Consider the following 23,083-nt stretch of genomic DNA (forward strand, 5'->3'; position numbering starts at 1 on the left):
CCGGAGGGCCACGCGGCAGGGGACGCCGAGGAATCGTGCACGGACGACGTGACCGGGCCCCAGCAACGCGACGAGGGCGGCACGGGAAGACCCGTACCGCCCTCGTCGTCCGCGCCGGGTTACTGCCGGCGTCAGTTCGTCCCTATCTTCGCCAGCAGGTCCACGATCCTGGACTGCACCTCGTCGCTCGTCGAACGCTCCGCGAGGAAGAGCACGGTCTCACCGGAAGCGAGCCGCGGCAGGTCCGCCTCCTCCATGCCGGCCGAGGTGTAGACGACCAGGGGCGTGTGGTTCAGCGCGCCGTTCGCGCGGAGCCAGTCGATGATCCCGGCACGCCGGCGGCGTACCTGCATCAGGTCCATCACCACCAGGTTCGGCCGCATCCGGGTCGCGAGGTCCACCGCTTCACTGTCGCCCGACGCCCTGGCGACCTGCATGCCGCGGCGCTCCAGCGTCTCGGTCAGCGCCAGCGCGATCTCCTCGTGCTCCTCGATCACCAGGACCCTCGGCGGGTGCTGCTCGCTGTCACGCGGGGCGAGCGCCTTGAGCAGCACGGCCGGGTCGGCGCCGTACGCCGCCTCCCTGGTCGCCTGCCCCAGGCCGGCGGTCACCAGCACCGGGACCTCCGCCGCCACCGCCGCCTGACGCAGTGACTGCAGCGCCGTCCGCGTGATCGGCCCGGTCAGCGGGTCGACGAACAGCGCGGCGGGGAACGCGGCGATCTGGGCGTCGACCTCCTCACGGGAGTGGACGATCACCGGGCGGTATCCGCGGTCGCTGAGGGCCTGCTGGGTGGAGACGTCCGGGGCCGGCCAGACGAGCAGCCGACGCGGGTTGTCCAGCGGCTCGGGGGGCAGTTCGTCGTCGACGGGCTGCGGCTGCGGGCGGTTGGCCACCTCGACGGCGCCGCCGGGGCCGTCCAGCGGCTCCGGCCCCTCGGCGCCCTCGTCGGGTGCCCCTATGGCGTACGCCCGTCCCTCGGACGCGGGCGGGGACAACAGCTGACCGGATCCGGAGCCCTGCACGGTGCTTCCCTGCGTGCCGCCGGGCTGCGGCGGAGCGGGGGCAGGAGCGGGCTGCGGCGGCACGGGAGCCATCGTGGGCGGCGCCGCCCGCTCGGCTTCGGGCGGGGCGGCGAGCTTACGGCGCCGCCCGGCACCGCCGAGCGTCTGGTTCTGCTGATGGGCGAGGTGCTGGGCGAAGGGCACGCCCTGCCCCAGCGTCCGCACGCTGAACGCGCGGCCCTGGGTCGAATCCGACGACACCGGCATGGGCGCCTCGGCGGGCAGCGGCTGGCGCCTCGCGTCCGGAACGGGACCCGGCGCGTCGGTGTCGGCCGGATGCGGCCCCGGCGCGGGAACGGGCGCGGGTTCCGGCGCGGGACCGGCCGGGGCGGTGGCGGTGCCCGTCGTGTGCGTGGTGCCGTCCGAGCCCGCCCAGGACTCGTCGCCGGCCGGGTCCACGTCGTCCTCGTGCGCCGGCGCGACCGGACCCTGCACGGGGACGCCGGTCCCGGCCCAGTCGGGCTGCGGAGGAACGCCGGTCCCGGCCCAGTCGGGCTGCGGAGGGACGGCGGGCAGGGGCCGGCCCGGGACGGGGTGCCCGGGCCGGGACTGCGGCTCCGGGGCCTCCGAAGGCCGTGCCCTGCGGCGGCCGGAGGGCACGGGGTGCGGCTGCGGCGGTGTGTGGTCCGCGTCCGGTGCGGTCCGCCCGGCGTCGTCCCGCCCGGCGTCGTGCCGTACGCCGTCGTGCCGCCCGGCCGGAGGACCGTCCTGGCCCGGCACCGGCTGAGTACCGGAGGGGCCCGGGACCGGCTGCGTACCGGAGGGGCCCGGCACCGGCTGGGGCGCTGCCGGGACAGGGGCCGGCGAGGCCGGAGCGACGACCGAAGGCGGTGTCACGACGGGCGAGCCGGGCGCCATCGGCGGGATCCGGTCCGCCGCGGCGGGCGGCAGTGCGAAGGCGGTACGAGGTCCCGAGGGCTCGGCGGCGGCAGCGCGTTCCTGCGCCGCCGCGAGAGCACGGCGGGCCCGTCGCCCTCCGGGCTGCTGGTCCGGCTGCGGCTGCTCCTGCCGGCCGTGGACCTCGGACGAGGCGAGGGCGGGCAGCGCGGGCCGGCCACCGCCCTGGCGCCCGGGGGCGTTCTGGGGCACACCCTGGGGCGGTACCGTCTGCCCGCGCTGAGGGCGTCCCCCGCCTCCCTGCGCACCCTCGGCCGCCGTGACCACGGACCCCTCCGAGGGGGCGGAGGACGCCGCAGGGAGTGCCAGTGCCTGCCGGGGCTGCTCCGGCGCGCTGTCCGTCCCCGTCTCGGCGGGGCTGGGCCGGCCGCGCCTGCGACCGGAGCCCTCGCTCGGCTGAGGCGGGGTCATGTCCTGTTCCAGCTGCTGCGGGACCGTGGGTTCGCGGCGTGCCCGGCGCCGGCCGGTGGGCTCAGCTGCGGCGGTGTCACCGGCGTCCTGACCGGCCGCCCCCGGGTCGGCGGGGCTGCCCAGGAACGCGTCCGTCGAGCCCCTGCGCGCCCTTCGCCGTCCGCCCTGCGAGGGCTGCGGCGCCGGCTCGGCCTCGACGGCTTCCTGAGGCGCCGGGACGGGCTCGGGCACGATGGTCCCGGCGCCCGTGCCGAGCGGCACCTCCAGGACGTACGCACTGCCGCTCATCCCCGGCATCTCGTGCGTCTGGAGCACACCGCCGTGCGCGCGTACGATCCCGCGCACGATCGGCACATGCACCGGGTCGCCCCCGGCGAAGGGTCCGCGCACCTCGATCCGTACGACGTCACCGCGCTGCGCCGCGGCGACGACGACCGTGGAGTCGACGTAGCCGCCGCCCGGCACCGGACGGGTCTTGCCGGTCGAGTCGACGCCGGCCACGTCGGCGACGAGGTGGGCGAGCGCCGTGATCAGCCGGCCGGCGTCGACCTCGGCCTCGATCGGGGGCGCGTGCACCGCGAACTGCGCACGTCCGGGGCCGATCAGCTCGACCGCGCCGTCGATGCCGGCGGTCACCACGGCGTCGAGCAGCACCGTCTGCTTGTCTAGCTCCTCGGCCCCTGTGTCCAGGCGCTGGTAGCTCAGTACGTTGTCGACGAGCGTCGTCATGCGCGCGTAGCCCGCGGCGAGGTGGTGGAGGATCTGGTTGGCCTCGGGCCAGAGCTGGCCCGCCGGGTCGGCTGCCAGGGCGGAGAGTTCGCCACGCAGCTCCTCCAGCGGCCCGCGCAGGGACTCACCCAGCACGGCGGTCAGCTGGGTGTGCCGCGCGCCGAGGCCGGTGAGACGCTCCGCCTGTTCCTCCAGCTCGGAGGAGTACCGCTCGGTCCGGTCGGCGGTCTCGGCCGCGTGCCGTTCGGTGAGCGCGGCGACTTCGGCCCGGTGGCTCTCGGTGAGCTCGGCGATCTCGGCCGCGTGCCGTTCGGTCAGCCCGGCTACCTCTTCGGTGTGCTGCTGTGTCAGTTCCTCGTAGGGCCTGCGGTCGGTGAACGTCATGACGGCGCCGACCAGCTGGTCCCCGTCGCGTACCGGGGCCGTCGTCAGGTCCACCGGCACCTGGGCGCCGCTCTTGGACCAGAGCACCTGCCCGCGTACCCGGTGCTTCCGGCCGGACCTCAGGGTGTCGGCGAGCGGCGAGTCCTCGTACGGGAAGGGGTCGCCCTCCGCGCGCGAGTGCAGGATCAGCGGGTGGAGTTCCTTGCCGCCGAGGTCGCTCGCCCGGAAGCCGAGGATCTGGGCTGCGGCGGGGTTGACCAGGACTACCCGGCCGTCCGTGTCCGTGCCGACGACGCCCTCGGAGGCGGCCCGCAGGATCATCTCGGTCTGGCGCTGCGAACGGGCCAGCTCGGCCTCGGTGTCGACGGTGCCGGAGAGATCCCGTACGACGAGCATGAGCAGCTCGTCACCGGTGTAGCTGGAGTGGATGTCGTTGTAGCCGGCCTGGCCGCTGTCCAGCGAGGCGCTGGTGACCTCGACGGGGTAGTCGGTGCCGTCGGTCCGGCGCGCGGTCATCCGCGTCGGCTTGGTCCTGCCCTGCTCGTCCGCAGCATCCGGCCTGCGCATCGACCCCGGGATCAGTCTGGAGTCGAACTCCGGAAGCAGATCGAGCAGTCCGCGGCCCACGAGCGCGGTGCCCGGGGTCTCGAACATCTCGAGGGCGATGGTGTTGGCGTTGACGACCGTTCCGTTGCAGTTGACGAGCAGGAGCCCGTCCGGGAGGGCGTCGAGTATGGCTGCGAGGCGAGCAGCGCCTCGGGATGGCCTGCTGCTCACGAGACGCTTCCTCCCTGAATACCGCACCTTGCCGACAGCGGGCCCCATCCTGCCCCTCGGGCCTCAGGCTGTCACGGGAGGAGTCTAAAGGCAGGGAGCGCGTGGCGGGCGGCGGATGAGGGGGAGCTCTCACCAAGGTTCTGTGCACACGGTGTATGCCGGTGGTCCGTGCCGTGACCGCGAGCGCCCCCTCTGACGTGCGCCGATACGTTCCCGTCGGTGCCAGGAGGCCTTCCGGAGGGGCCCCGGAACCCGGCGCCCGGGCGCCTGGGGGAGCCCTGCACGCGCCCCGGTGTGCGCCCTTCGGCCCGGCTGAAGTCCCCGGCGCACGCCCCGCCGAACCGGCTACCTCGCGGAGGGCAGCACAGGAACGAGGTTGTTCCAGCGAGCGATCTCGCAGCCGTTGGCCCGGCTGAAGCGCGCGTCGACGTCCTCCCCCTGCCAGGTGCCCTGGACCCGGGCGGAGGCCGGTCCGCCGGCCTGCTGGGTGCACATGGCGTTGCGGTCCGTGGCCACGAAGGGGTTGTCCCCCGACGCCGCGGCCTCGTCCAGCAGGTCGCATGCGCGCTGAGCGGCAGGGTGACTGCCGCCGGCGGGACCGCACTCCAGCTCGAAGACCCCGTCGGCCGCCGGATTGCCGGACTCCGAGACCGTCACGGTGAGCCGCGTCCCCGTGTCCTGCGTGGTCGGCCAGTCCCCCTGCAGCACGGGGAGGGGAGGCAGGGGCACCAGGGGGGAGAAGGCCGTGGCGGCGGGCGCGGCGGCGGAGAGCGCGGCGAGGGACGCGACAGCGGTGAGGGTGAGACGGCGCAGCATGCGGGGCTCCTGTTGTTCTGGCGCGCCCAGGAGCGCGCCGGCCTGCTCCGGGACACGACGGGTGGGGCGCGTACCGGGGACACGGGGGTGACGGACGGAGGGCGGAGCCCTCGTCCTCTCTAACGCTGCTCACGCCCGCACGTTTCGCAACTCATGGGGGGCCGACCGGAAGAGCCGCGCCCGAACACCCGACCGGGCGCGCGATGGGAACCCGCGAGCGGGAACATCCACCGGGCCGTGAACACCTGCCGGCAGGAACATCCACCAGGCCGCGAAGCCTGCCGGCAGGAACAACCACCAGGCCGCGAAGCCTGCGCGCAGGAACCTCCATCTGTCCGCGAACACCCGCCGCAGGGCGCTTTGCCTAGCTGCCCACCTGCCTAGTACCGTGGGCGGCGATTGGTGACAGCACGCTCAACTGTGTCATCATCTGCACGCACCACTCGCGCTTGCGCGAGGTGTGCTGGAGGCGTCGCCTAGTCCGGTCTATGGCGCCGCACTGCTAATGCGGTTTGGGTCTTAAAGCCCATCGAGGGTTCAAATCCCTCCGCCTCCGCAGGATCCCGAAGCCCCGTGCCCCTGGCACGGGGCTTCGGTCGTACCTGGCCGCGAAAATCTGCTTCAGAACAGTGTTTTCGCAGGTCAGGTGGGGTGTGGCTAATGGATTTCGCGTCACGGCGCAGGTCATGTAATGTTGTTCCCGCAACGCCGACCAGGAAGAAAAACCCGGGAGGCAAGGCCAAGGATCACACCAAGGCCACGCACTCGTAGCTTAACGGATAGAGCATCTGACTACGGATCAGAAGGTTGCAGGTTCGAATCCTGCCGAGTGCACAGCAGGCGAGAGGCCCTCAGGAGAAATCCTGAGGGCCTCTCGCGTTGTCCTGTCTGCTGAAGGAGAACCAAGCTCAGACGGTCCTCAGCGTTTTCCGCCTTGGGTTCCACGAGCAGGGGCGGGGTGCCATGTTGATCTCCACGCGGAACACGGTCGTGTATCGCGGGCTATTGCCGACAGGCAGTTGAGGAGACAAACATGATCGGAATGATGGGCTCGGGCGGCATGGTCGGCGTCGCCGTCACGTTCATCGCCGGCGTAGGTCTGGCCGTGGTCGCCGTCAGGTGGTGCAGGGCTCCGGCACGGTAGACCTGGGTGAGGCAGGGCCACCGGAGCCGTCAGGGTCTTCGGCGTGACCAGGGCACCCATCAGTAGCTGAGTAGCTGACACCAGCGGGCGTCGAGTGCGCAGGGCCGGCGGCCCCAGGGGGAACCCGGGGCCTCTCGTGTCGTCGGCCTTGCCTGGCCCGCCGTGGAGCGGAAGTGAGTGCGGACCAGGCGGCCGGGGCGGGCGTCCGGTTCACTGCGGGCCGGAAGAGGCGGAGCCTCTTCGCGTCCTCGCCCACGGCCCGCGGGGGCCAGGCCGGTCAGGCCGAGGCCCTGACGCCAGAGCCCGTCCGGCCGTGCTTCCGCACGACGGGGCGGCGCCGGGTCGGCATCCCGAGCGTCGGGTTGGCGACGCCCCAGGCCGCGCCTTTGCAGACCAGCTCCTTGTAGAGGGCGGCGAACCGTCCGGTCAGGGCCGCCCGGACGGCGCGGTCGTCAGCGGTGACGTACTGGATCAGTCCTTCCTTGCGCCCCAGCGAGATGCACTGGTTGAAGTAGCGGAGCGGGGTGGTCGGGACCTTCGTGCCGGTGAGGCGTGCTGCGATGGCGTCGGCGGCCTGCCAAGCGGCGGGAGTGCCCGTGGCGCATGACATCCGCAGCGGTTTGTCGCCGGGCCCCATGACCATGGCCGCGTCGCCGATGGCGTACACATCGGGGTGCGAGACCGAACGCATGGTCCGGTCGACGACGATCTGGCCCGTGTCGGTGACCTCCAGCGCGGTGGCCTGTGCGATCGGGTGGACCGCGAAACCGGTGGTCCACACAGTGACCGCGGCCGGCACGGACGTGCCGTCGGAGGTGGCGACGCGGTCGGCCTCCACCCCGGCGACGGTGGTGTGCTCGTGCACGGTGATGCCGAGCCCGGCGAAGACCTTCCGCACGTGACCCCGCCCCTTGGGCGAGAGCCAGTCACCGAGCCCGCCGCGGGCGGCGAGGGCGACGTCGAGATCCGGTCGGGCCTCGGCGATCTCGGTCGCGGCCTCCAGGCCGGTGAGGCCGCCGCCGACGACGAGCACATGCTGTCCGGCAGCCAGGCCGGCCAGGCGCTCGCGCAACCGGAGCGCACCGGCGCGGCCGGCGATCTCGTGGGCGTGCTCGGTCGTGCCGGGGACACCCTGATCGTCCCAGCCGCTGCCGAGGGCGTAGACGAGGCTGTCGTACTCCAGCTCCTGGGTGCCGTTCGCCTCGGTGACGGCGACGGTCCTCCGGCCGACGTCGACAGCGGTGACCTTCGCGAGCCGCACTTCGACGCCGGTGCCCGCGAACATCTTGCTGAAGGGCCGGGGGGCGAGGTCCTGGCCGGCCGCCAGCTGGTGCATCCGGACGCGCTCGACGAAGTCGGGCTCGGCGTTGACGAGCGTGATGGCGACGTCCTCGGCGCGCAGTCGCTTTGCGAGGCGACCGGCGGCTATGGCTCCGGTGTATCCGGCTCCCAGGACGATGATTCGGTGCTTCATCTCTCTGCTCCTGTCTCGCGGGTTCGCCACCTGAACCGGGCAGCCACCCGTTTCCTGACAGGAGTTCCGTGTGAAGCACCTCACATTGAGGTCAGAAGGCGTTGAGCAAGGGCTCCCCGTGGTCGGAGACAGCCCATCGCCGGGTCGCGCGTTCGAGCTTGTCCGGGTTGACCTGGCTGCGGAAAGCGGCGATACCTTCGGCGGTGATCTCCAGACACATGACGCCGATGACCCGGCCGTCCAGGACCACCACGAGGGCAGGGGTGTTGTTGGCAGTCGCGGCGTAGACCTCGGGGGAGCCTCCCACGAGGTTGCGCTTGGCCTTGCCGGGCTTGAACAGGCCCCGCATGAACTTCGCCACCGCGATGGCGCCCTCGAACGCCGTGGCACGGGCCGGGACCTTTCCTCCGCCGTCGCCGATCGAGACGGCGTCGTCGGTGAGCAGCCGCACGAGCGGCTCGGTCCGGCCACTCGTGGCGGCATCGAGGAACTCGCCGACGATCCGCCGGGCGGCGGCCTCGCCGACCTCGGTCCGGGCCCTGCCCTCCGCGACGTGCTTCTTGGCGCGGTGGTAGATCTGCTGGCAGGCGGCCTCGGAGACGTCGAGGATCTCCGCGATCCTCCGGTGCGGGTAGTCGAAGGCCTCCCGCAGCACGTACACGGCCCGCTCGTTGGGGGAGAGCCGCTCCATGAGGGCGAGAACCGCGTACGAGACGGATTCGCGCTGCTCGACGGTGTCGGCGGGGCCGAGCATCGGGTCACCGGCGAGCAGCGGCTCGGGCAGCCATTGGCCGACGTAGGTCTCGCGCCGGGCGCGGGCCGAGGTGAGCTGGTTGAGACACAGGTTGGTGAGGACCTTCGTCAGCCAGGCTTCGGGGACCTCGATGCGGTCGACGTCGGCGGCCTGCCAGCGCAGGAACGTGTCCTGCACGGCATCCTCGGCATCGCTCGCCGACCCGAGGAGGCGGTAGGCGATGGCCTGCAGGCGTGGCCTGGAGGCCTCGAACCGGTCCACGTCGTTCACGGTCAGAGCCATGGCCCGGATCCTAGCCCGCACGGCACACGGAGGCCTTCGGTCCGCGGCCACGGACCTGCCCGGCCGTGGCCGTGTCAGCCCGTGCCACCCCTCGTGCCGCGCTCCCGCCCGTCTCGTTTCCAGGAAGCGATCAAGAAGGCGCACACGGAGGTCGTGATCAGGCTTCCCACCATGATCGTGCCCACGCCGATCACGAAGAGCCCGCTGGAGTCGTCCGACCAGTCGTAGAAGGCGGCCGCGGTCAGGCCGGCCGTGATGCCGACAACGGGGCCCGCGATGTCCTGCCGTGACGCCGCCAGGTAGAGCGGGGCCAGCAGGGTCAGTACCAGCCCTATCACCTGCCACGCCTCGTACGGGCCGGTCGTCGAGCCGTCGGGGTGCACATCGCGATGCTGGTCCCAGCCCAGCCAGGCAGCCCACAGGGCGACCGCCGACAGGGCCTGCAACAGGATGGCCCACAGCTGGCGGGCGGGTCTCGGGAGTTGTCTTCGCATGGCCCAAGCATCACGGCTCGCTGCGCGGCCGAACGGAGCACGCGTACTCGGTTGTGCCTGAGTACTTCAGGAAACGACCCGGGCTTCTCGCGGCCGGCAGCGAGAAGTTCATGGGCGGGGTGTCAGCGTGCGTACGAGCCGAGCCCGATCAGGCAGTACACGTACTCGTTGAGGGTCGCTCCGTTGAGGGTGTAGCGGTACGAGAAGGCGTACTGGGTCCGGGAGTTGGCGTCACACCTGCTCATGTCCGATGTGAGGGGAATGGTCTCGATCACCTGGTAGTGGGCGTCGGAGGCCGAGCAGGAGACCTCGTCGACGCCGCTGACCTCCTGCGCGGTCGTGGAATCCGGCAGGGTCCCGTTGAGGCAGGTGCCGGACTCGTACGGATCGGGGGCCTCGCTCGCGGTGTCGTACGGATCCTCGGTGTAGGTGTCTTCGGTCTCCTCGGACGCGTCGGTTTCCTCGGACGCGTCGGGCTCCGAGGTGCTGGGGTCCGCTGCGTACGGGTCCTCCGTGTACGCCTCCTCTGTCTCCACGCCGTACGGGTCCTGGGTGTACGAGGCGTAGGGGGAGGAGCCGGCCGAAGGATCGGCGGGCGTGCTGTCGCCTTCGAGGCCGGTGGCGAGGAACACGGCGAACCCGATCACGGCGGCGACCCCCAGCAGCGCCGGCCACGGGCGGCCCTTCGGCGTGCCACCTCCCGTGACCTGGATGCGCAGGAGCACCTCGTGGCCGTCGACGTGCGCCCGGACGAGGTCGCCGTCCTCGGCGGGCGGGACTCTGATCCGGGTGGCGCCGTTCGGCAGGGGGACGGTGACGACGGCGCCGTCGGCGGCTTGCCGCGGCGTGAGCGAGAGGGGGATCTCCGGTGAGGGCACGGGTTCAGTGTGAGACGGGGGCGGGTCAATTGGAGGATGTTTCTAGAAAATTACTCTAGAAATCTTGCCGAGTCCTGTCCGTTAAGGTCGCACCGGACCCGAAGCGGCGGTGCGGCCGGCGTCGGCCGGGTACGGCGGGAGTGTGAGGAGTGGCTGGGGCTGCTTCCCCGGCCCGACCGCGCCGGGGAAGCCGGATATTCGCCTGAGGCCTGCCGCGCGTCCGTCCGGAGCTTGGGGCGTGAGCGGGAGAGGGGCGCGGCATGAGTGGCTGGTGGTGCACCGGGCTGCGTTGGCCCGACGGTGAGCCCGTGCTCGGGTGGGAGCGGGGTGACGGGACCGGCCCGGGGCGGGTGAGCGTCCTGGCGTACGGGAGAGAGCTCGGGTTCCGGGCCGAGGGCGAACGGCACTGCACGGGGGCGCGCGGCAATCCGTGTCCGGTGGGGGCCGTGGTGCCCGTACGGAGCACGGGGGCGCGGTGCGCGGAGTGCGCGCGGCTGGACCGGGCGCACTCGGTCGCCGCCGACACGATCGCCGACGACCCACGGACGTACCGCGTCTACCTCGCCTGGTTCGGGCCGGGCATGGTCAAGGTCGGGATCACCGGGGAGGCGCGGGGCGCCGCGCGCCTTCGGGAACAGGGCGCCGTGGTGTTCAGCTGGCTGGGGCGCGGGCCGCTGATGGCCGCGCGGCGTACGGAGGAACTGCTGCGCTCGGCGCTCGGGGTGCCCGACCGCATTCCGTACGCGCGAAAGCGTGCCGCGCGGGACGCCCTGCCGTGCGAGGCGGAACGGGCCGCCGAGATCGAAGGGCTGTACCGGCGGGCCGCCGCTCTGGAGGGCGCCGGGTGGCCGGAGGCGTTGGAGCGGCTGCCGTTCGCGGCGGTCGACCACGCGGGGGTGTTCGGGCTCGCCGGTGCGGGGCCGTCCGCGCGGGCGGTGACCGGACTGGTGGACGGCGGCGTGGTGGCAGGGCGACTGGTGGCGGCGGCCGGGCCCGATCTGCATCTGGAGACCCCGGACGCCGGGATCGTCGTGCTGGACACGCGGCTCGTCACCGGCTGGGACCTGGTGGGTGCCGACCCGCGGGCGGGGGTGAGTGTGCCGGTCGTGGCCGTGGGGGGCGGTGGTGTGCAGGACGGGCTGTTCTGAGATCGTCGCCGGGGATCGCGGCCCTGGGCGTACGAAGCGCGCTGGGGAGCTTCCCGGACATGGACGAGGCGTTCGAGGCAGGTGGGGCGGATGGGCGGCGACGACCGTGACCGGGACGACGTCGTACGGTTCTGGCGGAGGCTCGGACTGCCCGGGATCATCGACGTCCACACGCACTTCATGCCGGAGCGGGTGCTCAGCAAGGTGTGGGCGTACTTCGACTCGGCGGGCCCGCTGACCGGGCTGGAGTGGCCGATCACCTACCGGCGGGACGAGGACGAACGCCTCGCGCTGCTGCGCTCGTTCGGTGTGCTCCGGTTCACCTCGATGCTCTACCCGCACAAGGCCGGCATGGCGGCCTGGCTGAACGGCTGGGCGGCCGGTTTCGCCGCCCGGGTGCCGGACTGTCTGCACACGGCGACCTTCTTCCCGGAGGAGGGCGTGGAGACGTATGTGCGCGAGGCGGTCGAGGCGGGGGCGCGCGTCTTCAAGTCGCACCTCCAGGTGGGCGCCTACGACCCGAACGATCCTCTGCTGGAGCCCGTGTGGGGGCTGCTGGCGGAGGCCGGGATCCCGGTGGTGACGCACTGCGGTTCCGGGCCTGCGCCCGGCGCGTACACGGGTCCCGCGCCGGTCGGCCGCCTGCTGTCCCGTCACCCCCGTCTGAAGCTCGTGGTGGCCCACATGGGGATGCCGGAGTACGGGGAGTTCCTCGCCCTGGCCGCGGCGTACCCCGGGGTGCGGCTCGACACGACCATGGCGTTCACGGACTTCACCGAGGACTTCACGCCGTTCCCCGCGGCGGAGCGCGGGCGCCTCGCCGACCTGGGGGACCGGATCCTGCTGGGCACGGACTTCCCGAACATTCCCTACCCGTACGCCCATCAGTTGCACGCCCTGGAGCGGCTGGGGCTGGGCGACGACTGGCTGCGGGCCGTCTGCCACGGGAACGCGAGCTCCCTGTTCGGGTAGGGGCGAGGCCGTCCGTGCGTTTCTCAGGAAATTCACAGGTAGGCGAAAGCTGTCTCTCACGGCCGTCTCACAGGCTTGAGCCATGACGACGACCTCGCCCCAGGGGCGTACAGAACTGCTCAGGCCCGACCGCAATCCCATCCGCGTCCTGGTCGTGGACGACGAGGCCCCGCTCGCCGAGCTGCTCTCCATGGCCCTGCGCTACGAGGGGTGGGAGGTGCGCAGCGCCGGGGACGGTGCGGGTGCCGTCCGCACGGCGCGTGACTTCCGGCCCGACGCGGTCATCCTCGACGTGATGCTCCCCGACATGGACGGGCTGGCCGTGCTCGGCCGGCTGCGGCGCGATCTCAACGATGTGCCCGTGCTGTTCCTGACCGCGCGGGACGCGGTGGAGGACCGGATCGCCGGGCTCACGGCGGGCGGCGACGACTACGTCACCAAGCCCTTCAGCCTGGAGGAGGTCGTGGCGCGGCTGCGCGGCCTCATCCGCCGCTCAGGTACGGCCACCGCCCGCAGCGAGTCGACGCTCGTCGTGGGTGACCTGGTGCTGGACGAGGACAGCCACGAGGTGAGCCGTGGCGAGGACTCGATCCATCTCACGGCGACCGAGTTCGAGCTGCTGCGCTTCCTGATGCGCAATCCGCGCAGGGTGCTGAGCAAGGCGCAGATCCTCGACCGGGTCTGGAACTACGACTTCGGCGGCCAGGCCAACGTGGTCGAGCTGTACATCTCCTACCTGCGCAAGAAGATCGACGCGGGGCGGCCCCCGATGATCTACACCCGGCGCGGGGCCGGGTACCTGATCAAGCCCGGTGAGTAGTCCCGTGAGCGGGAGGAGCACGCGCCGCCCCTGGACGCTGCGGACCCGGCTCGTCGTGTACGCGGTGACGCTCATCGCGGTGGTCGCGGCCGTGATCGGTTCCGTCACCGCGATCGCCTTCCAGAGCTACATGTACGGGAAGCTGGACGACCAGCTGCACGACCTCACCATGATGGCGACGGCGCGCCCGCCGGGCAGCGGCACGATCACTCCGGGCGGCCCGGAGAGCCGGGAGGAGCTGGACTTCATCGGGATGGGCGGCCAGCCGTTCAACACGTTCGCCGCCGTGGTCTCCGACGGCTCCGTCACCGGGTCGAAGGTGGTCAAGAAGGCCGGCCCGGAGGCGAGGGAGAACACCGAGGAGCTGACCGGCGCGCAGGAGAGCGCACTCGAAGCCTCGGACCCGGCCCCGGACGGCGGCCCCCATGACGTCGAACTCCCCGGGCTCGGCGGCTACCGCGTGCAGTTCGTCCCCGCGGCCGGTGGCACGGCCGTCCTCGTCGGCATCCCCACGGCCGAGGTGGACAAGGCCGTCACCACCCTGATCCTCGTCGAGGTCTGCGTCACCGGGGCCGGGCTCATCGCCGCCGGGATCGCCGGCGCCGCCATGGTCGGTGTCGCGCTGCGCCCGCTGCGCAGGGTGGCCGCCACAGCGACCCGGGTGTCCGAACTCCCGCTGCACAGCGGCGAGGTGGCCCTCTTCGAGCGGGTCCCGGATGCGGAGGCCGACCCGCGCACCGAGGTCGGCCAGGTCGGCGCGGCACTCAACAGGATGCTGGGGCACGTCGGTTCGGCCCTGGAGGCGCGGCAGAAGAGCGAGACGCGGGTGCGGCAGTTCGTCGCGGACGCCAGCCATGAGCTGCGCACACCCCTCGCCTCGATCCGCGGGTACGCCGAACTCACGCGGCGCGGACGGGAGAACGCCGGGCCGGACACCCGGCACGCCCTGGGCCGGATCGAGTCCGAGGCGGAACGGATGACGGGCATGGTCGAGGACCTGCTGCTCCTGGCGCGCCTCGACGCCGGACGACCGCTCTCGTACGAGAGCACCGATCTCTCGCCACTCGTCATCGACGCGGTGAGCGACGCCCGGGTCGCGGACCGCGCCCCTGACGGCGCCCCCGGGGCCACCCATCACTGGCGGCTGGAGCTGCCCGAGGTGCCCGCGACGGTGTCGGCCGATCCGACCAGGATCCAGCAGGTGCTGGTCAACCTCCTGGCGAACGCCCGTACGCACACACCACCGGGGACCACGGTCACGGTCCGTCTGCGCGAGGCGCGCAGGGAGCTGCCCTGGGTGACCCTGGAGGTCCAGGACGACGGGCCGGGCATCCCGGCCGAGCTGCAGCCGCGCGTCTTCGAACGGTTCGCCCGCGGCGACGCCTCGCGCTCCCGGCACGCCGGGTCGACAGGGCTCGGCCTCGCCATCGTGCAGGCCGTCGTCGCCGCCCACGGCGGGCTGGCCGAGGTGCGGTCGGTGCCGGGCAGCACGGTGTTCGCCGTCCACCTGCCGGCGGACGCGGTGTACGGGGAGGGGGCGGACAGCGCCGCCGGGACCACCGCCGACACCTCTGTGAGCGGGGACGCCGCTCGCGCCCCTGCGGCGTACTCACAGGCGGACCACAGGCTCAGCACACAGAGGTGACAGCGCGGTTGGCGAGTGTCGTCGCATGCGAACCGACACTCCTTGGAGCACCCTGCCGGCCCGGGACCATCTCCTGGCCGCAGCGGTCGGCGCGGCCGGCGCTCCCGTACCCGTACTCGACGTAGTGATCCCCGTGTACAACGAGGAGAAGGACCTCGAAACGTGCGTGCTGCGCCTGCACGACCACCTGGCGCGGACGTTCCCCTACGGCTTCCGGATCACCGTGGCGGACAACGCGAGCACCGACCGCACGCCCCAGGTGGCGGCCCGGCTCGCGGAGCTCATCCCCGAGGTGCGGTCGTACCGGCTGGAGGAGAAGGGCCGGGGACGGGCGCTGCGGACCGTCTGGTCCCACTCGGACTCCCCCGTCCTCGCCTACATGGACGTGGACCTCTCGACCGACCTGAACGCCCTGCTTCCGCTCGTCGCGCCGCTGATCTCCGGGCACTCCGACCTGGCCATCGGCTCGCGTCTGGCCCGCAGTTCGCGGGTGGTGCGTGGCTCGAAGCGGGAGTTCATCTCGCGGGCGTACAACCTCATCCTGCGTTCCTCGCTCGCCGCCCGGTTCAGCGACGCCCAGTGCGGCTTCAAGGCCATACGGCGCGAGGTCGCGCAGCGGCTGCTGCCGATGGTCGAGGACACCGGATGGTTCTTCGACACCGAGATGCTGGTGCTCGCCGAGCGGGCCGGGCTGCGCATCCACGAGGTGCCGGTCGACTGGGTCGACGACCCGGACTCCACCGTGCACATCGTGAGGACCGCGACCGAGGACCTCAGGGGCGTCTGGCGGGTGGGCCGGGCCCTCGCCACCGGAGCCCTGCCGCTGGACCGGCTGGCGCGGCCCTTCGGGGACGACCCGCGTGACCGGGCCGTGCCCGGGGTGCCGCGCGGACTCGCCAGGCAGCTGGTCGGCTTCTGCGTCGTGGGGGCGCTCTCCACCCTGGTCTACCTCGCCCTGTACTCCCTCTTCCGGCTGGGCGTCGGCGCGCAGTTCGCCAACGCCGCCGCGCTCCTGGTGTCCGCCGTCGCCAACACGGCGGCGAACCGGAGGCTCACCTTCGGTGTGCGCGGCAGGGGCGGTTCCGTGCGCCACCAGGCGCAGGGGCTCGTCGTCTTCGCGATCGGGCTCGCCCTCACCAGCGGTTCGCTCGCCGCCCTGGGCACGGCGTGCGGATCGGCGTCGCACGGTACGGAACTCGCCGTGCTGATCGCGGCCAACCTCGCGGCAACGGTGCTGCGGTTCCTGCTCTTCCGCGCCTGGGTCTTCCCCGACCGGCGCACCGACCACCAGGACGCCCGCACGGGTGCCGCACACGAACTGAGGAACGTCCGATGACCGCCGCCACCCACTCCGGCCACCTCCAGGAACCGCCCGGCAACCCAGGGGCGCCCCAGGAACCGCCCGGCACTCCGGGGGCGACCGCGCGCGCCGAGGGCAGGCGGGAGCGGCTGTCGCGGCGCGTCCTCAGGGGCAGGCCCGGGGACCCGCGCTGGGCGAGGCCCGCCTTCCTGGGCATGCTGCTGGTCATCGGACTCGCGTACCTGTGGAATCTCAGTGCCTCCGGTTACGCCAACTCCTTCTACTCCGCAGCCGTGCAGGCCGGCAGCCAGAGCTGGAAGGCGTTCTTCTTCGGCTCGCTGGACTCCGCGAACGCCATCACCGTCGACAAGCCCCCGGCCACGCTCTGGCCGATGGCCCTGTCGGTGCGGCTCTTCGGGCTGAGCTCCTGGGCGATCCTCGCGCCCCAGGTGCTGATGGGTGTCGCGACGGCCGGTGTCCTCCACGGAGCCGTGCGCCGCCGTTTCAGCGCCGCCGCCGGGCTGATCACGATGGCGGTCTTCGCGCTGACCCCGGTCGCCGCGCTGATGTTCCGCTTCAACAACCCGGACGCGCTGCTCGCGCTCCTGATGACCGTCACCGTCTGCTGCGTGCTGCGCGCGCTGGAGGGCGGCCGGACGAAGTGGCTGGTCTGGGCGGGTGCAGCGGTGGGTCTGGCGTTCCTGTCGAAGACCCTGCAGGCCTTCCTGATCCTGCCGCCCCTGGCCGTGCTCTACGCGGCGCTCGCGCCGGTGTCCGTGCGGAAGCGGTTCGGTCAGCTCGGTCTGGCGGCGCTGGCGATGCTCGTCTCCGGGGGCTGGTGGGTGGCGGTCGTCGAGCTGTGGCCCGCCTCCTCGCGGCCGTACATCGGGGGCTCGCAGAACAACTCCTTCCTGGAACTCACCTTCGGCTACAACGGACTCGGCCGGATCAACGGCGAGGAGACCGGCAGCGTGGGTGGCGGCGGTGGCGGCGGCCAGGGCGGCGGATGGGGTGAGACCGGCATCGGCCGGATGTTCAACTCCGAGATCGGCGGCCAGATCTCGTGGCTGCTGCCCGCCGCGCTGATCCTGCTGGTCGCGGGTGTCTGGCTGACCTGGCGGGCGAAGCGGACCGACACGGCCCGTGCGGCGTTCCTCGCCTGGGGCGGTTCGCTGCTGATGACGGCCTTCGTCTTCAGCTTCATGGCCGGCATCTTCCACCAGTACTACACGGTGGCCCTGGCGCCCTACATCGCGGCGCTGGTGGGCATGGGCGCCACGGTCCTCTGGGAGGAACGGAGCAAGTGGTGGGCGGGCGCCGCGCTCGGCGCGGCCGTCGCTGCGACGGCCGTCTGGGCGTACGTCCTGCTGGGGCGCACGCCGGACTACGTCCCGTGGCTGCGCTGGGCCGTCCTGACCGTTGGCCTCGTGGGCGCCTTGGGGCTGCTGCTCGCGGCACGGCTGGGCCGGGTGCTCGTGCTGGGCGTGGCGGGTCTGGGCATGGCGGCGTCGCTGGCCGGGCCGACGGCGTACACGATCAGCACGCTCGGCACCGGGCACCAGGGTTCGATCGTCACCGCGGGTCCGTCGGGCGCGAGCATGGGCGGCGGCCCCGGCGGCGGGCCGGGCGGCGGCGAGGGCGGCGGACCCGGCGGCGGCATGCAGCCCCCGGGCCAGGGCACGCAGCAGGGCGGCCGGCCGCCGGGCAACCAGCAGGGCAACGCGCCGGGTGGCGGCTTCCCGGGCGGCGGCACACCGGGCCAGGGCACACAGGGCCAACAGGGGCAGGGACAGGCTTCCGGCGGCAGGCAGGGCGGTATGCCCGGCGGCGGTACAGGGGAAGGCGGCATGGGCGGTGGCGGCATGGGAGGCCTGCTCAACGGCGCCTCCGTGGACTCCGAGGCCAGGACGCTCCTGACGCAGAACGCCGACGCCTACACATGGGCAGCCGCGGCCATCGGTTCGCAGAACGCCGCGAGCTACCAACTCGCCACCGGCGACCCGGTGATGGCGATCGGCGGATTCAACGGCAGCGACCCGTCCCCGACACTCGCCCGGTTCCAGCAGTACGTGGAGGACGGAGAGATCCACTACTTCATCTCGGGCGGCATGGGCGGCGGTATGGGCGGTGAAGGCGCCTCCTCCCAGATCTCCACCTGGGTGGAGGAGAACTTCGAGGAGGTCACAGCGGGGAGCGCGACCTTCTACGACCTCACCCAGCCGAAGGGCTAGCCCCCGGGCCGCTCCCCCCGAGGACGAGGACGGCGGCGAAGAAGGGCGGTGGCTCCGGAGACCTGCTCCGGGGCCACCGCCTTCGCGCACCCGGGACGCCACCGGGCGAGAAAGCGTTGTACGGCGTACAGGGTGTGCTCTACGGTGTACGGGAACACGTCCCGTACACCGTACAAGTGCGCCGGAACAGGAGTCCGCATGACGGCGACCGCCGCCGAGCAGAACGGCCTCGAGCCCCGGAGCGGCCATGCGCGGCGCTGGCTGATCCTCGGAGTCATCTGCCTCGCCCAGCTCACCGTGCTGCTCGACAACACCGTCCTGAACGTCGCGATCCCCTCGCTGACCGAGGACCTCCACGCCTCCACCGCCGATGTGCAGTGGATGATCAACGCCTACGCGCTCGTCCAGGCCGGACTGGTGCTCACCGCGGGCAGTGCCGCCGACCGCTACGGCCGCAGGAGGATGCTGGTCGCGGGCCTCGCACTGTTCGGTGTCGGTTCACTGGCCGCGGGGCTCGCACAGTCCTCCGGGCAGTTGATCGCCGCCCGGGCGGGGATGGGCGTCGGGGGCGCGCTGCTGATGACGACCACCCTCGCGGTGGTGGTGCAGATCTTCGACGACGCCGAGCGCGTCAAGGCCATCGGGATCTGGTCCACCGTCAACTCCCTGGGCTTCGCGGCCGGCCCGCTGCTCGGAGGAGCGATGCTCAACCACTTCTGGTGGGGGGCGATCTTCCTCATCAACATCCCCGTGGCGATCCTCGGGCTGGTCGCGGTCGTCAGGCTCGTCCCGGAGTCCAGGTCTCCCCGAGGTGACCGTCCCGACCTGGTCGGGGCGCTGCTCTCCACCGTCGGCATGGTGGCCGTCGTGTACGCGATCATCTCCGGACCGGAGCACGGCTGGACCTCCGGGCAGGTCATGCTGACCGGCTCCGCGGGGGTGGCCGTGCTCACCGGGTTCGTCCTGTGGGAGCTGCACGTCCCGTATCCGATGCTGGACATGGGCTTCTTCCGCAACCAGAGGTTCACCGGCGCTGTGGCCGGCGTGATCCTGGTCGCCTTCGGCATGACGGGCTCGCTCTTCCTGCTCACCCAGCACCTGCAGTTCGTCCTGGGCTACGAGCCGCTCGAAGCCGGGCTGCGCACGGCGCCCCTCGCCCTCACCGTCGTCGCCCTCAACCTCACGGGGCTCGGTGCCCGGCTCGTGGGGAAGGCGGGTACGCCCGCCGTCATCGCCACCGGGATGTGCCTGCTGGCCGCCGGGCTCGGGGCCGTCGCCCTGCTGGGCGGGCGGGACTACGGCGGCATGCTGCTCGGCCTGGTCGTCATGGGGGCGGGCGTCGCGCTCGCCATGCCCGCGATGGCCAACGCGATCATGAGCGCCATCCCGCCGGAGAAGGCGGGCGTGGGCGCCGGAGTGAACGGCACCCTCGCCGAGTTCGGCAACGGACTCGGGGTGGCCGTGCTCGGGGCCGTGCTCAACTCCCGGTTCACCGCGCTCGTACCGGGTGTCGTCGGGGCCGCCTCCCTTCCCGCCGCGCTCGCCGCCGCGGACGGGGCGGCGGAGCGTGAGCGCGTCACGGACGCCTTCGCCTCGGGCCTGGAGACCAGCCAACTCGTCGGCGCCGCGGCGGTCCTGGCCGGCGGGCTGCTGGCCGCGGCCCTGCTGCGGAGGGCGGAGCGCGCGGAAGCGGACTGAGAGCCGCAGGTGACGGGCATAGCATCGGACGAGGGTGCCGGTACGCAGGAGTGCCACCGCAAGACAAGGAGCGTGCGCCATGGGGTCCGCGGCAGACCATGTGAAGAACCCGTCCCGGGTCAGTGTGTGGCTGGACCGGCGGACACCCTCGCGCACCCGCAGGACGGACCAGCCTGCCGGGCTCGACCGCGACAGGATCACCGCGGCGAGCGTCCGGCTGCTGGACGCCGACGGGCTCGCGAAGTTCTCCATGCGCCGCCTCGCCGCCGAGCTGGATGTCACGGCCATGTCCCTCTACTGGTACGTCGACACCAAGGACGACCTGCTGGAGCTCGCCCTGGACACCGTCTTCGGCGAGATCCCGGCGGCCCCCGAGGACGCCGACTGGCGCGACCGGCTGCGCGAACTGGCCGTGAGTTACCGGGAGATGCTGGTTCGCCATCCCTGGGTGTCGACGCTGATCGGCAGCTTCCTGAACATCGGACCGCATTCGATGCTGTTCTCCTACGCGGTCCAGGACGTCATCCGGGCCACCGGACTGCCCCTGGAGAACCGGACGGGGGCGATGTCGGCCGTCTTCCAGTTCGTCTACGGGTTCGGCAGCATCGAGGGGCACTTCGTGCAGCGCACCGTGGAGGCGGGGCTGACCCAGGACGAGTACTTCCGGCGGGCGATGGGCACGATCCGCGCGGACCCCGAGCTCAAGCGGGTCATGGAGCCCTCGGAGAGCCTCATGGAAGCCCGGGGAGGGGACACCGTGGAGGAGATGCGCGAGCGCGACTTCGTGTTCGCGCTGGACCTCCTGATCGCGGGCATCGAGGCGATGTGCGACCGTGCGGCGCACCAGCCGTAGCGGGGTGTGCCGGGCCCTTCAGTAGCCGCGCCGGGTGTCCACGGCCAGCGCGGGCGTACGCCCCCCGGTGACCGCCTCCCAGCAGGCCTCGAAGTCGGCTGCGACGTCCTCGTCGGCCGTGATACCGGCCGAGTGCGACGTGATCACCGTGCGCGGCATCCGCCAGGCGTGGTCGGCGGGGCCGGCGGGTTCGTCGGGGAGCACGTCCAGGACGGCCCTGCGCACCGTCCCGCCGCGCAGGGCGGACTCCAGCGCCGCCATGTCGACGGTCGCGCCGCGGCCCACGTTGACGAAGGTGGCGCCCCGCATCGCGCCGAATCTGGAGCCGTCGAAGTAGCGTTCGGTGGCGTCGGTCAGGGGCAGGGCGGACACCACCCACCGGGCGTCCGCCAGCGCCGCCGTCTCCTCCGCCGAGCCGGCCAGGACCACCCGGTCGAAGCCCGGCGGTACGGCGCGGGGGGTGCGGCCGACACCCACCGTGCGCACGGAGCAGGCCCGCAGCAGGCCGGCGACCGCGGATCCGATGCGCCCGGTGCCGTGGACGACGGCGGTCTGCCCGGCGGCGAGCTCGGACGGCAGGCGGCGCCATTCGGACCTGGAGTGCTGCGCGGTGTGTTCCGGGACGGACTGGCACTCGGCGAGCACCCAGGCCAGCGTGTACTGGGCGATCCTCTCGCCCATCCGCCCCACGGTCCGGGTGAGCAGGGCCCCTTCGGGCCAGGGTCCGGCGGCGAGCAGCGCGTCCGTACCCGCGTTGACGCTGTGGAACCACAGCAGCCGCTGTGTTCGCAGCGGCTCGGGCAGCACGTCCCCCACGTACAGGAAGGGCCCGTCGGGCTCCTCGGCGTACGCGGATCCCGCCGGGCGCCCGGTGATCCGTTCCAGCTCACGGAGGACGGCCGGCCCCAGGGACGGGGAGGCCAGCAGGCGGGCCCGCGCGAGCCGGTCCGGGTGGGGCGGCATCACCGGTACGCTCACCCGCCGCCGGCCAGGTGGGCGGGGAAGCCGCCGGTGGCGACCGGGCCCCAGCGCTCCGGAGTGATCCGGATGATGGACTTGCCCTGCTTGAGCATCGCCGCCCGGTACTCGTCCCAGTCCGGGTGCTCACCGGAGATGTTGCGGAAGTACTCGACGAGGGGCTCGACGGAGTCCGGTGAGTCGATCACCTCGGCCACGCCGTCGACCTGGACCCACGGGCCGTTCCAGTCGTCCGAGAGGACGATCACGCTCACCCGTTCGTCCCGCTTGGCGTTGCGGGTCTTGGCCCGTTCGGGGTACGTCGAGACGACGATCCGCCCCGCGTCGTCGACCCCGCAGGTGAGCGGGGAGCCCTGGGGGCGGCCGTCGGACCGGGTGGTCAGCAGGATCGCCCGGTGCCTCGGCCGCACGAAGTCCAGGAGTTCCCCGAGCTCCACGGCGGTGTTGGTCGCGATGTTGGGTGCCATACGGCCAACCCTAGGCCCTGGCCCGGGCCCTAGGCCTGGACTGCATCGCCTTGGACCGCCTGGATGTCGAGCTCCACGCGCAGGGTCGTGCCGATCGCGGAGATGCCCGCCTGCAGCACCTGGTTGTAGTTCATCGCGAAGTCGTCCCGGCGCAGCTCCGCCGTGGCGTGGAAGGCCGCACGCACTCCGCCCCAGGGGTCGGGGCCCGTGCCCAGGTAGCTGAGGTCGAGGTCGACGTCACGGGCGATGCCGTGCATCGTGAGCACGCCGTGCACCGTCCAGCGGTCGGGCCCGGCCGGGGTCAGCGCACGGGAGCGGTAGGTGAGCTCCGGGAACGTCTCGACGTCCAGGAAGTCCGCCGAGCGCAGGTGCTTGTCGCGCATCGCGTTGCCCGTGTCGATGCTGGAGGCGGAGATGAAGGCCTCCACCCGGGAGTGCTGGACGTTCTCGGCGATCTCGATACGGCCGCCGAATTCGGTGAACCGGCCGTGCACGCTGGAGATCCCCAGGTGCTGTGCGACCGCGGCCACCGAGGAGTGGACCGGGTCCAGCGACCAGGTGCCCGGAGGCGGCAGTTCCACCCCGCCCTGCCGGGCCAGCACCACGGTTCCGGCCTCGGCCCGGCCACTGGCCGTGACGAGTGCGGTGGACGCGGCGGGGGCGTAACCCACCGCCGTGACGATCACCGTGTACGCGCCGGCGGGCAGGCGGTCCTCGGTACGGACCGCCCCGTTCTCGTCGGCGGCGGCCCGGATCACCTGGGTGCCCGTCATGTCGGTCACCGTCACGACGGCGTGCTGGACGGCCCAGCCGTCCCGCGTGCGTACCTGTGCGCGAAGTCCCATCCCGTGTTCTCTCCTTGCTCAA

The 23,083-nt window shown here is 72.4% G+C and carries 17 protein-coding genes and 2 tRNA genes; 10 read left to right on the forward strand and 9 right to left on the reverse strand.

Features of this window, described 5'->3' with window-relative positions; translation table 11 throughout:
• Positions 1-131 precede the first annotated feature (131 nt).
• Together OO67_RS02370 and OO67_RS02375 are read right to left on the reverse strand one after the other, a co-directional pair.
• Entirely contained in the window at positions 132-4,262 is a 4,131-nt protein-coding gene (locus OO67_RS02370; RefSeq protein WP_033296862.1) for a PAS domain-containing protein, read from the reverse strand.
• 345 nt (positions 4,263-4,607) lie between these two features.
• On the reverse strand, positions 4,608-5,078 hold the full coding sequence (locus tag OO67_RS02375; RefSeq protein WP_033296863.1) for an SSI family serine proteinase inhibitor: 471 nt from the start codon (positions 5,076-5,078) through the stop codon (positions 4,608-4,610).
• 465 nt (positions 5,079-5,543) lie between these two features.
• Here OO67_RS02375 and OO67_RS02380 point away from each other — a divergent pair.
• Together OO67_RS02380 and OO67_RS02385 are read left to right on the forward strand one after the other, a co-directional pair.
• Positions 5,544-5,634 (forward strand) — tRNA-Ser (locus OO67_RS02380).
• A gap of 205 nt (positions 5,635-5,839) precedes the next feature.
• Positions 5,840-5,912, forward strand: a tRNA-Arg gene (locus OO67_RS02385).
• A 587-nt stretch (positions 5,913-6,499) separates the two neighbouring features.
• Here the strand turns inward: OO67_RS02385 and OO67_RS02390 are convergent.
• From OO67_RS02390 to OO67_RS02405, 4 genes are all read right to left on the reverse strand, one after another.
• Positions 6,500-7,696: an NAD(P)/FAD-dependent oxidoreductase gene (locus OO67_RS02390; protein ID WP_033296864.1), complete on the reverse strand. Its 1,197-nt coding sequence runs from the start codon at positions 7,694-7,696 to the stop codon at positions 6,500-6,502.
• Positions 7,697-7,787: 91 nt separating this feature from the next.
• A complete protein-coding gene (locus tag OO67_RS02395) occupies positions 7,788-8,732 on the reverse strand; it encodes an RNA polymerase sigma-70 factor (protein ID WP_033296865.1) in 945 nt (314 codons plus the stop codon).
• A 74-nt stretch (positions 8,733-8,806) separates the two neighbouring features.
• On the reverse strand, positions 8,807-9,226 hold the full coding sequence (locus tag OO67_RS02400) for a hypothetical protein (protein ID WP_033296866.1): 420 nt from the start codon (positions 9,224-9,226) through the stop codon (positions 8,807-8,809).
• A 122-nt stretch (positions 9,227-9,348) separates the two neighbouring features.
• On the reverse strand, positions 9,349-10,104 hold the full coding sequence (locus tag OO67_RS02405; RefSeq protein WP_033296867.1) for an LppU/SCO3897 family protein: 756 nt from the start codon (positions 10,102-10,104) through the stop codon (positions 9,349-9,351).
• 260 nt (positions 10,105-10,364) lie between these two features.
• Between OO67_RS02405 and OO67_RS02410 the strand changes: the two genes are divergently transcribed.
• The 8 genes from OO67_RS02410 (at position 10,365) to OO67_RS02445 (ending at position 20,771) form a co-directional block, all read left to right on the forward strand.
• Complete coding sequence (locus OO67_RS02410; protein WP_033296868.1) at positions 10,365-11,252, forward strand: DUF2797 domain-containing protein; 888 nt, start codon at positions 10,365-10,367, stop codon at positions 11,250-11,252.
• Positions 11,253-11,342: 90 nt separating this feature from the next.
• Positions 11,343-12,224: an amidohydrolase family protein gene (locus OO67_RS02415; protein ID WP_051709076.1), complete on the forward strand. Its 882-nt coding sequence runs from the start codon at positions 11,343-11,345 to the stop codon at positions 12,222-12,224.
• Positions 12,225-12,306: 82 nt separating this feature from the next.
• The gene (locus OO67_RS02420) at positions 12,307-13,044 is read left to right on the forward strand and encodes a response regulator transcription factor (protein ID WP_033296870.1); all 738 of its coding nucleotides are present in this window, start codon (positions 12,307-12,309) and stop codon (positions 13,042-13,044) included.
• Between the two features lie 4 nt (positions 13,045-13,048).
• Positions 13,049-14,689: a HAMP domain-containing sensor histidine kinase gene (locus tag OO67_RS02425; RefSeq protein WP_033296871.1), complete on the forward strand. Its 1,641-nt coding sequence runs from the start codon at positions 13,049-13,051 to the stop codon at positions 14,687-14,689.
• A gap of 25 nt (positions 14,690-14,714) precedes the next feature.
• Positions 14,715-16,025 carry a bifunctional glycosyltransferase family 2/GtrA family protein gene (locus OO67_RS02430; protein WP_033296872.1) on the forward strand — a complete coding sequence of 437 codons (1,311 nt, stop codon included), beginning with the start codon at positions 14,715-14,717 and terminating at the stop codon, positions 16,023-16,025.
• On the forward strand, positions 16,022-18,220 hold the full coding sequence (locus tag OO67_RS02435; RefSeq protein ID WP_033296873.1) for an ArnT family glycosyltransferase: 2,199 nt from the start codon (positions 16,022-16,024) through the stop codon (positions 18,218-18,220). The genes OO67_RS02430 and OO67_RS02435 overlap by 4 nt, the downstream gene beginning before the upstream one ends.
• Before the next feature lie 198 nt (positions 18,221-18,418).
• The gene (locus tag OO67_RS02440; protein WP_033296874.1) at positions 18,419-19,918 is read left to right on the forward strand and encodes an MFS transporter; all 1,500 of its coding nucleotides are present in this window, start codon (positions 18,419-18,421) and stop codon (positions 19,916-19,918) included.
• Between the two features lie 79 nt (positions 19,919-19,997).
• Positions 19,998-20,771 carry a TetR/AcrR family transcriptional regulator gene (locus tag OO67_RS02445; RefSeq protein ID WP_033296875.1) on the forward strand — a complete coding sequence of 258 codons (774 nt, stop codon included), beginning with the start codon at positions 19,998-20,000 and terminating at the stop codon, positions 20,769-20,771.
• An 18-nt stretch (positions 20,772-20,789) separates the two neighbouring features.
• On the opposite strand, the gene OO67_RS02450 is transcribed toward OO67_RS02445, so the two are convergent.
• Genes OO67_RS02450 through OO67_RS02460 form a run of 3 tightly spaced genes read right to left on the reverse strand, consistent with a single transcriptional unit; the run spans position 20,790 to position 23,061 of the window.
• Positions 20,790-21,734, reverse strand: coding sequence for an NAD(P)-dependent oxidoreductase (locus OO67_RS02450; RefSeq protein WP_208860942.1), 945 nt, complete (start codon positions 21,732-21,734; stop codon positions 20,790-20,792).
• Between the two features lie 11 nt (positions 21,735-21,745).
• The gene (locus OO67_RS02455) at positions 21,746-22,216 is read right to left on the reverse strand and encodes a PPOX class F420-dependent oxidoreductase (protein ID WP_033296877.1); all 471 of its coding nucleotides are present in this window, start codon (positions 22,214-22,216) and stop codon (positions 21,746-21,748) included.
• Between the two features lie 29 nt (positions 22,217-22,245).
• Positions 22,246-23,061: a YceI family protein gene (locus OO67_RS02460; RefSeq protein WP_033296878.1), complete on the reverse strand. Its 816-nt coding sequence runs from the start codon at positions 23,059-23,061 to the stop codon at positions 22,246-22,248.
• Positions 23,062-23,083 lie beyond the last annotated feature (22 nt).

The organism is Streptomyces atroolivaceus, from assembly GCF_000717025.1.
Classification (GTDB): domain Bacteria; phylum Actinomycetota; class Actinomycetes; order Streptomycetales; family Streptomycetaceae; genus Streptomyces; species Streptomyces atroolivaceus.